Origin of the sequence: Brevibacillus porteri, from assembly GCF_003013475.1 — a bacterium.
In the GTDB taxonomy this organism is placed as follows: domain Bacteria; phylum Bacillota; class Bacilli; order Brevibacillales; family Brevibacillaceae; genus Brevibacillus; species Brevibacillus porteri.
Genome location: NZ_PXZO01000030.1, coordinates 40,787 through 47,893, shown reverse-complemented (window position 1 = coordinate 47,893; position 7,107 = coordinate 40,787). Strand labels below are relative to the sequence as shown.

Below are 7,107 nucleotides of genomic sequence, written 5' to 3'. Positions count from 1 at the left end.
ACTGGAACGACTGGAACGACCGGAGCCACTGGTGCCACCGGAGAGACCGGCCCCACCGGAGCGACAGGTACAGTCTTCACCAACATCAACGCCTTCGGGGCCAATACCACAGGAGCTCTCATAGCAGTAGTTCTAGGAGGAACGAATATCCCTCTACCGAACAACCAGGTGTTAGCAGGTGGCATTACGGTGAATGGCGCTAATACGGTATTTACAGTTCCGTCTGCAGGCAACTATTTAATTTCGTATTCCATTAATACAACAGCTTCCTTACTGGTTAGCTCGAGGATCTTGATAAATGGGACGCCATACACGCCAACTATCATCGCACCAGCTTTATCACTTTCTTCGTTCAATAATACCGTCATCGCCCCTCTCACCGCTGGAGCCACAATCACGCTGCAACTGTTTGGATTATTGGGCACAGCTACCCTTCTGACAGGGGCTGGAGCGACCTTGACGATTATAAAAATAAGTAATACGTAATATACAAAAGGAGCTACGATGACAAGTAGCTCCTTTCCCTTTGTTATTTCTTTTTCATTAAAATAGTAAAAATATTTAGTTAATTAACAACAATAATAGTATAATAGGTTGGAAGGGGATTTGCCTATTATTCGGAGTGGGGATAGATGCCGATGGATGACTTGGCAGTATATTTGGGCGAGCACGAGGCAACGATCGTGAAAGAATTCAAGCGAAGAATTGCCGTTTCGGACAGTGATCAATACAAGGGATTGATCCATCTGAATGGGCGAGCACTGTATCGTATGGTTATTGAATATTTTCGTTCGGAAATCACTCTTGAGGATATTAAAGAATTGGCTTACAAGGTCGCATATGAACGAAACCGGGCAGAGACCAACATTGGCGATTTCGTTTCCAACGTGTGCATGGGCCGAGAAATGGTTATCGATCTTCTCCAAAAAGGTCCGTTTACGCCTGCCGCTTTAATGCCTGCCTTATTGAAAATAAACGAATGCTTTGATGTTTTTTTGGTTCACGCTGTTTTCAAATACACCGACATCAAAGACAACGATTTGGAAGAGAAGAAGCTATTTATCGAGCGTTCTCACAAAGACAGGCTCACGATCCTGGGGCAAATGGCGTCCAGCTTCGTCCATGAATTCCGAAATCCGCTTACTTCCATTATGGGATTCTCTCGTTTGTTGAAAGAAGATTATCCGAATCTCCCTTACGTAGAGATTATTGAAAATGAGCTGCGGCAATTGAACTATCGGGTTTCGCAGTTTTTGCTGGTCTCGAAAAAAGGAGCGGTCTATAAGCAAATGGAGGTTTTTAGCGTTTGGGAGTTGTTCGATGAGATTCTTTCCTTCCTCTATCCGAATATCGTTGACGTGAATGTGGATATCAAATGCAGTATCGATCCCACCTTTCAACTAAAAGGCTACAAGGATGAGATGAAGCAAGTGTTTATCAACATCATTTCCAATGCGCTGGATGCGTTACATAAAAAAACAGGTGATAAGGAGATTGTCATTGAGGTGTCCCAAACGCCTGACAGGTCCTTGATTACCGTTTCCAACAATGGATCACCAATTCCACCTGACCTGCTCTCGGTTATTTTTGAACCGTTTTTCACAACGAAGGAGCTCGGTACTGGAATTGGCTTATACGTCTGCAAAGAAATCATTGAGCGGCACGGAGGAACGATTACGTGCGAGTCTACTGATCAGCAGACGAATTTTTCTATGCAGTTCAAGCCCTGCGACACATGTACAAGTGGCTTGATGTCGATGAGCCAGCACATCTAATGCCACAAAAAAAGCGACTTATCCATGAAGGCACGATCATTAACAGACGTGCAGCATGAATAGGTCATTTTTTTGTGAAAAAGCTGTTTATTTGCTAGCGTGAAGCTGCCTGTGTGTTTGTCGTATGGTTTTGGAGATACGCTCCAGTTTGTTTACCAGCCAGACCAGCATGAGCGCCAACAAACAACTGCACCCGATAATGACGAGCAAGTACAGCAGCGAGTACCACGTGTTTTCAAACAGCCAAGCGACCTCGCCGTATTTTTCAAACAGATAATCTTTGAACATGATCAAAAAAGCAGAGTGGAACAAGAAAATAAAATACGTCAGCCCTTTTCGAAACTTGATGTGCAAACGATCGACGCGTTCCAGAAAGAAGACCATGAGCACGAGAAACGAAAGAAGCGTGGCGAAGACAAAAGTCAAATGGACAGCCACATACAGCTTGTTTGAGACAACAAAAAACATCGCAGCCGCAGTGGAAACACCCGTCATCAGCGTCAAGATGGAGCGGTTGTTTCGCAAAAAGGAAAGGATCGATTCACGGTACCAATACAACACGTGCCCCATGTACAGGGTAAAAATCCAGCTCGGGAGCATATGACGCGTGGTAAGCCCGAACCAGCCCTGATGGATAAAGTTGATGTACACGTACTGAATACCGAGCAAAATCCAAATGACATACAAAATGTTGCGCTTGGTGATCACACGGCGAAACAGATAAGCAAAAATATAATACTGGCAAATCATAAACACAAAGTACAGATGGTCACCCGTTTTGCCTAAAACAATGTTCGTAAAGTCCTGGGCAGTATGGGGCATCCCTTTTTTCAACAAGTAATGGTACAGGACACCAGATACTAAATAGGGAACAAAAATATACAGAAGTTTCCCTGAAAAAAACTCGCGAGCAGTAGGGCTCTTGGCTTCTAAAGAATAAGCAGTCAAATAACCGGTGGCGATCGTCAACAGGACAGTGCCGTAGCGACTGATCTGATTGAGGGCCACGATCCAAAACGGATCTGTGAAAGAAAGGGCAGAAGCCGTGAAATGACCGACTACAACAAGAAAACTTGAGAAGAGCTGGATGTAAAACAGAGATTTCAAGATTTTTGAATCTGTATACATTTCGATATTCTCCATTTCATCGTTTGTCGGCTGACGTTGTCGCTCAAACAATAAACTGTGAATGTTTTTTATGATAATAAAGTTTTCTTTGATTCGTATTTGGACAGGGGAGGGGAGTTTTTGGAAAGGGAAAAAAGAAAGAAAGCCACACCCGCGCGCGTAGCTTTCGCACGAGTATGGCTTTCATACATTATTTCGGATTCTTGTTCATTTCTTCGATGGTCTCACTGACCACAAAGGCCAAATCGTCATTGCCAAACAGCGACAATACACCAAGGAGAGTCGCATCAGGAATGTCCTCTGCTTCTTCTTTGGGTACGGTATTGTCCAGCATTTGAGCGAGTAACGTATTTTCCCCTTGAGCGGGATAAGCGCGGCGGTATAATTCGCGTGCATCTAGACCGTGATTCACACACCATTGGGCAAAAACGAGAATCATCATGCCCTCGTCGCGCTGATAGGCTTGAATCACTTGATCTTCCATCTCTTTTCGGTTCATGGGCATACTCCTCTAACATTCGTACGTCATGAATTTATTGTAGAGAAGAGGAAGAGTACCCGCAAGAAAAAAGAAAAGAACGACTCAAGTGTTCCGCCTGCTGCTGTGATTGGTTAGGACTGGCAGCATGCGCGTATCTTTTACCATACTAGAATGGCAAAAGGGGCAGCTCGGGCTCTTATCAAAGGAAAAGTTATCTCTCATCCAGCACGTACAGCCCTCGTTACTGCACGTCCATACATCTGTTTCCTCTTCTTCGATTGGAACGATTGCTTTTTTTGAGAAATACACATGAACTCCTCCTTTGCAGGGCAAAAGTGCACAAAGTAACCTCTATTAATGTGTGATGGAAAGCGCATGAATATACCAAGATTTTCTTTGGTAGAAGGTAAAAATAAAGAGGCCGCACTTGCATAGCCGCAACCTCTTTTGTCCATTGACAACTTTACTGTTCATCGGGAATGAAGATTTGTCCCGTTGCTTCTTGATTCGTGATGGCCAGCAAAATCGCTTTAGACAAGGTATCTGGATGATAAGGCTTGATCAGATAGCCGGTTGCCCCCAGATCAAATGCCTTTTTCTTTTCCTCAAAAGCACTGGAGATCACGATCGGAATGGTCCGTAAATCCGGGTTTTTGCGTATTTCCTCAATGACCTTCCAACCACTCTCGCCGTCCTTCAAGATAAGGTCAAGTACGACAGCATCCGGTCGCAGCTCCTCGATTGCTGCTACTGCTTCAGTCGCCGTAGAGAAGGAATTGACACGGAATCCAGAGCTCGTCAACTCATCACGCAACAGCTCGGTTAAGTTCAAATCGTCTTCGATGATCACAACGCTTCCATTGCATTGACTAGTTGGAGAGACTACCTCCTCCGTCCCTGCTAGATAGCTGGGGGACAAATCGTGCTCAGCCAGCGGAAGGGTAACTGTAAATGTACTACCCTTGCCCGATTCGGACGTAACGGCAACTTCACCATGGTGCATATGGACGATCTCCCGAACAATAGCGAGACCCAGTCCTGTACCGCCGATCTCGCGGCGATCCGAGTTATCTACACGGTAAAATTTGGTAAACAGGTGAGGGATAGCTTCGGAAGGAATACCTAGCCCTTCATCCTGGACCACTACGAGCAAGCGATTCCCATCTTGTCGACAGCTCACCCGGACATGGCCGCCCTGCGGGGAGTATTTGACGGCATTACTGATCAGATTCATAAATATTTGACGCAGCTTGGCTTGGTCTCCATAAACAACGGTTTGCTCCGTTTGCAAATCGAGTTCGAATCGATGGAGAGGGGACTGGACTCGATAAAGTCCGAAAATATCTCGAATCACTTGATCAATCGCAACGTTCTCTAGCTCATACGTCTGTCTGCCGGATTCCATGCGCTGCAAATCCAAGAAATCGTTGATTAGCGCAGTCAGGCGGGTCGCTTCTTGATAAATGGTCGCTATGTACCGCTGTTGACGTTCGGGCTTGAGTTCTTTCGTTAACAGCAGCTCCGCAAAGCCGAGCACACTGGCGAGAGGGGTACGCAGCTCATGGCTGACCGTACTGACGAATTCCGATTTCATTTGGTCGATCTCGTATTCCTTGGTGAAGTCACGGTAAACGAGCAAGGTACTCCATTTCTCTTGGTTCCGGTACAGTGGCTCTGCATAGAGCTGAATATAGCGTACTTGCGGTCCGGTCATCTGAAACACAATACTGCCTGAAGGAATAGCACCTTCGTCTAAAACGACAGATCTGACATACTGAATCAGCCGATCAGGCTCAGAGGTTCGACTCTGTAGATGGGAAAGGAACTGTTCCAAGTCAAATCCTTGCGAAGCGAGCTGATGGTCGTAACACAAGAGCTCACAAAAATTCCAGTTCACCTGAAGTGTTTCTCCACTCAGATCAATAAGCTGAATGCCTTCTTGAACAGAATCGAGCATATCCTGCGTCATTTTACGCTGCCGCTCTGTCTCCTCATACATCGCGAGCTTGTCGAGTGCCAAGGAAATCTGCTTGGCGATGCCGATGATGACTTGTAGCTCCTGATTCGTGAATTTTCGACCGATACGGGAGCAGATGATACATGCAACGATTGTCTGCTGGGCATCTAGCACTGGGAGGTAAAGCTCAAATGTTTGTGACATTTCCTCCGTGTAGCCGCGCTCAGCGTCAGTGCTTTCACGCATCAGGACATATGGCAGGCCCGTTTCCCTGATTCGTACGAACGGACCATCATCCAATCCATTGCGCAATTGCTCCAGACCATTCTGCGAAACGCCAAAGCTAGCTGCGTCCCTGTCAGTATTCAACATGACGATAACACCTTTATCGGCATCCATGACTTCAGTTATATTGCGAATGATACTGGACAGTAGCTCGCTTTTATCCAGCGTATTCGACAAAGAGAGGATGAAACGGTTTTTCTTTTCCAAGTACCGTTCGTTTTCCTCCATCTTGCCCAATGCTTCTTGCAACTCTTCTTGCTGCATCATCAGTTCATCCTGCTGGGCTTGCAGCTCTTCGTTTTGCGCCATGAGCACTTCTTCTTTGGCTTGAATTTGCCTGATCAAATAGTCGAGGGAGCGGGAGAGTCTACCGATTTCGTCAATTCTGTTCAAATCCTGCAAAAGAGGTGTACCGCCATTAGCGAACTGTTCAGCATTTTGGGATAGACGAACCAACGGCCTGCCGATATCCCGCGTAGTTTGAATGGTGACTACTACCATGATCACCAGCACCATCAGCGAGTACACGAGAAACCAGGTGCTTAGCTGTGACAACTCTTCGAACAGTAGTTGGTTTTTCGTATATAAAAGCTGATCGTGCTCTTCCTGATACCGCCCGGCGTATTTAAGCAGGTTGTTCACTTCCTGATTCACGCCACTGGCCGAAGCTTTTCGCAGGGATTCAAAGTCTCCGTTCTTTGCATAACTCGAAAAAGTAGGAAACACATTGGCGAAAAAGTTCGTGAAGAAAGATTCGATCGAAGCGACAAGTGCTTGCTCCTCATCATTGAGCGGAAGCTTCTTAAATTTATCCAGCGCTTGTTCCAGCTTCTTTTTCTCAAGAAATAGCTCATTGTACTCAGATGGGCTCAAGAAAGCGTAATAACCCCTTGCGCGAAAAAAGATCTGGTTCGTGTGCTCAGCGATGTCTGCAACCAAATTTTGTTTTTCCTTGGTATTGTATATCTCCGCCTGATAATGGGTTAATGCGTTGCTATTCAAATCTTGAACGATGCCAGCGCCGGCAATCAGCAGTGACAGAAAAAGAAGCATCATCGCCATGAAGCGACGTGTGATGCTTTTTCTGATAAACGCCCAGAACCCCGTCATGTGAGCATTTCCTCCACTTTCCGGACAAGATCCATCGGGCTAAAGGGCTTCGGCATGAAGTCATCAGCACCAGCTGCACGCATTTTTTCCTGTTCGGCATGTTGACTTTTTGCCGAGAGGATCAGGACCTTCACTGCCTTTTTGTCGTCCATCTGCTTGAGCTGCTGTAATACTTCAAAGCCTGTCAGCTTGGGCATCATATAATCTAAAATAATCAAGTCGTACTCATTTTGACCGATTTTTTGCAGGGCTTCCTCTCCATCGCAAGCGATATCAAGCTCGTGTCCCTCATCCTCGAGCGTGTCGCCAATCAACATGCGCAACACGGCTTCGTCTTCGGCCAGCATAATCGTTGCCATCTTTCTACCTCC

The 7,107-nt window shown here is 46.0% G+C and carries 7 protein-coding genes; 2 read left to right on the top strand and 5 right to left on the bottom strand.

Annotated elements, in window-relative coordinates:
* Positions 1–486: BclA C-terminal domain-containing protein (locus C7R92_RS32050; protein ID WP_425266660.1), on the top strand; the 486-nt coding region annotated here is incomplete at its 5' end.
* Between the two features lie 146 nt (positions 487–632).
* Positions 633–1,775 (top strand): sensor histidine kinase, encoded by a 1,143-nt coding sequence (locus C7R92_RS16445; protein ID WP_106834994.1) that lies wholly within the window; start codon positions 633–635, stop codon positions 1,773–1,775.
* A gap of 87 nt (positions 1,776–1,862) precedes the next feature.
* On the opposite strand, the gene C7R92_RS16440 is transcribed toward C7R92_RS16445, so the two are convergent.
* The 5 genes from C7R92_RS16440 to C7R92_RS16420 form a co-directional block, all read right to left on the bottom strand.
* Positions 1,863–2,903 carry an acyltransferase family protein gene (locus tag C7R92_RS16440; RefSeq protein WP_069852956.1) on the bottom strand — a complete coding sequence of 347 codons (1,041 nt, stop codon included), beginning with the start codon at positions 2,901–2,903 and terminating at the stop codon, positions 1,863–1,865.
* Positions 2,904–3,093: 190 nt separating this feature from the next.
* Entirely contained in the window at positions 3,094–3,402 is a 309-nt protein-coding gene (locus C7R92_RS16435) for a hypothetical protein (protein WP_106834993.1), read from the bottom strand.
* An 84-nt stretch (positions 3,403–3,486) separates the two neighbouring features.
* Complete coding sequence (locus tag C7R92_RS16430) at positions 3,487–3,693, bottom strand: cold-shock protein (RefSeq protein ID WP_106834992.1); 207 nt, start codon at positions 3,691–3,693, stop codon at positions 3,487–3,489.
* Between the two features lie 154 nt (positions 3,694–3,847).
* Entirely contained in the window at positions 3,848–6,736 is a 2,889-nt protein-coding gene (locus tag C7R92_RS16425) for an ATP-binding protein (RefSeq protein WP_106834991.1), read from the bottom strand.
* Entirely contained in the window at positions 6,733–7,095 is a 363-nt protein-coding gene (locus C7R92_RS16420; protein WP_106834990.1) for a response regulator transcription factor, read from the bottom strand. Before C7R92_RS16420 ends, C7R92_RS16425 begins: the two co-directional genes overlap by 4 nt.
* Between the last annotated feature and the right edge of the window lie 12 nt (positions 7,096–7,107).